At 39.1% G+C, this 2,482-nt stretch carries 2 protein-coding genes; both read left to right on the forward strand.

Going from position 1 to position 2,482, the window contains the following annotated elements:
- Window positions 1-1,213: MiiA motif-containing surface protein (locus SMSK597_RS13745; RefSeq protein ID WP_000320161.1), on the forward strand; the 1,213-nt coding region annotated here is incomplete at its 5' end.
- 208 nt (window positions 1,214-1,421) lie between these two features.
- Window positions 1,422-2,363, forward strand: coding sequence for a PspC-like choline-binding domain-containing protein (locus SMSK597_RS04715; RefSeq protein WP_000691496.1), 942 nt, complete (start codon window positions 1,422-1,424; stop codon window positions 2,361-2,363).
- Window positions 2,364-2,482 lie beyond the last annotated feature (119 nt).

Raw genomic sequence — 2,482 nt, forward strand, 5'->3', positions numbered from 1 at the left:
AGTAGCAGATGCAGGTAAAGCAAATGCAGGAAATGCAGTAAACACACCAGCAGCTAAGGTAGAAGTTAAAGATCCAGCCAAATTAACAGATGAAGAAAAAGCAAAAGTTAAGGAAGCAATTGAGGCAGTAAACCCAGGATCTAAAGTTGTAGTAGACGATAAAGGAAACGCAACAGTAACAACACCAGAAGGAAATACAGCCGTAATTCCAGCAGCAGACGTAACTAAGTCGGCAGCAGATGCAGGTAAAGCAAATGCAGGAAATGCAGTAAACACACCAGCAACTAGAGTGTTAGTTGGAGATAAAGCTAAATTAACAGCTGATGAAATTGAAAAAGTTAAAGAATCAATTAAAGCAGTAAACCCAGGTGCAACTGTAGTAGTAGACGAAAACGGAAATGCGACAGTAACAACACCAGAAGGTAAGACAGCAACAATTCCAGCAACTCAATTAGTTAAAGATGTTAAAGATGTTGCAGCTAAGAACAATGGTGAAAACATCAACGTTGACTTCGAAAAAGAAACAGTAGCAGACTTCAATAACTTAACAGATGCAGAAAAAGAAGCTGCAAAAGCTAAGATTAAAGGAGCAAATGCTGATGTAGTAGAAGTTATCTTCGACAAAGCAGGAAACGCAACTGTAATTACTAAAGATGGTAAAGTTTACACAATCGTAGCTAAAGATATCTTTAAACAACGTCCATATGTACCATCAAATGGTGGAGGTAATAACGGAGCTACTAACACTGACGCAAAAGTGGATAAAGCTAAGTTAGAAGGTGCTATCCATCAATTAGATGAATTGATCATTAAAGAATCAGCTAAGCTTGATGCAGAAACTGCAAAAGAAGCGAATGCATTATCAGCAGATGCTAAGAAAGTATTTGCTAATGCAGACGCAAGTCAAGCAGAAGTGGATGCAATGGTTAAACGTATCGAAGACTTCATGGCGAAAGTTGCTTCATCAACTGATCATGCAACTCCAGCTAACGACCAAGCTGCTCAAAAACCAGCTGTAGCTCCAGCTACTGCTCAAGCAGCAGCTAATGCTGGTCAAACAGCATCAGCACAAGCAAATGCGCGTAAAGCAGCTAAAGAATTGCCAAATACAGGTACAGCAGATTCTACTGTAGCTATGGTAGCAGCTGCCGCAAGTGCATTACTTGGTCTTGGTCTTGCAGGTCGTCGTCGTAAAGAAGACGAAGAAGCTTAATTGGTAGATTGTTTGATAATTATCAGATGATAAATCCGATTTTCAAAGCTTAGACAAGTATCTCTCATAAGAAAATCTCCTAGCAGGGAAGCCTGCTAGGAGATTTTACTAGTGAATCAAATAATAGTTCATTATCACATTATTTTAAGGCCGTCATATTGACATACAATTTAATTTTTGCTAGAATCCTTGCAGGAGGATAAGTCTAATGAAAATAATAAAAAAATTGCTGCAAATCGCATTAGCAGTCTTTTTCTTCGGTTTGCTAGCGACAAGTGCAGTATTGGCGGATGATGCTTATTCGGAAGGCTGGCAATTTGTCCAAGAAAATGGTAGAACCTACTACAAGAAGGGTGACATCAAAGAAACGACTTGGCGAGTGATTGATGGCAAGTACTATTATTTTGATCATGTATCAGGAGAAATGGTTGTCGGCTGGCAATATATCCCGTTTCCATCTAAAGGTAGTACAATTGGTCCTTACCCAAATGGTTTAAGATTAGAATCTATGCCAATGCCACAATGGTATTACTTTGGTCAAGATGGGGTCCTACAAGAATTTGTTGGTAAGCAAGTTTTGGAAGCAAAAACTGCTACCAATACCAACAAACATCATGGGGAACAATATGATAGCCCAGCAGAGAAACGAGTCTATTATTTTGAAGATCAACGTAGTTATCATACTTTAAAAACTGGTTGGATTTATGATGAGGGATACTGGTATTATTTACAAAAGAGTGGTGGCTTCGATGCTCGTATCGACAGTTTAACGGTTGGGGAGCTAGTGCGTGGTTGGACAAATGATAACTCAACTTGGTACTATCTAGATCCAACAACTGCTACAATGCAAACAGGTTGGAAATACCTTGGCAACAAGTGGTACTACCTCCGTTCATCAGGAGCCATGGCAACTGGCTGGTATCAGGAAGGCTCAACTTGGTACTATTTAGATGCTGAGAATGGCGATATGAAAACGGGTTGGCAAAACCTTGGTAACAAGTGGTACTATCTCCGTTCATCAGGAGCTATGGTCACTGGTTGGTTCCAGGTCGGTAGTAAATGGTACTATGCTTATAGCTCAGGTGCTTTAGCAGTGAATACCACTGTAGATGGCTATTCTGTCAATTATAATGGCGAATGGATTCAATAATGAAAGAAGCGATTGTGAATGGAAACAATCGCTTTTTTTGTGAAAATATAATAAAATAGATAGGAGAGAATAAATACTTGTAGGAAAAAATAATACTCTTCGAAAATCAAATTCAAACC

The sequence above is a fragment of the Streptococcus mitis SK597 genome (assembly GCF_000148545.1).
In the GTDB taxonomy this organism is placed as follows: domain Bacteria; phylum Bacillota; class Bacilli; order Lactobacillales; family Streptococcaceae; genus Streptococcus; species Streptococcus mitis_C.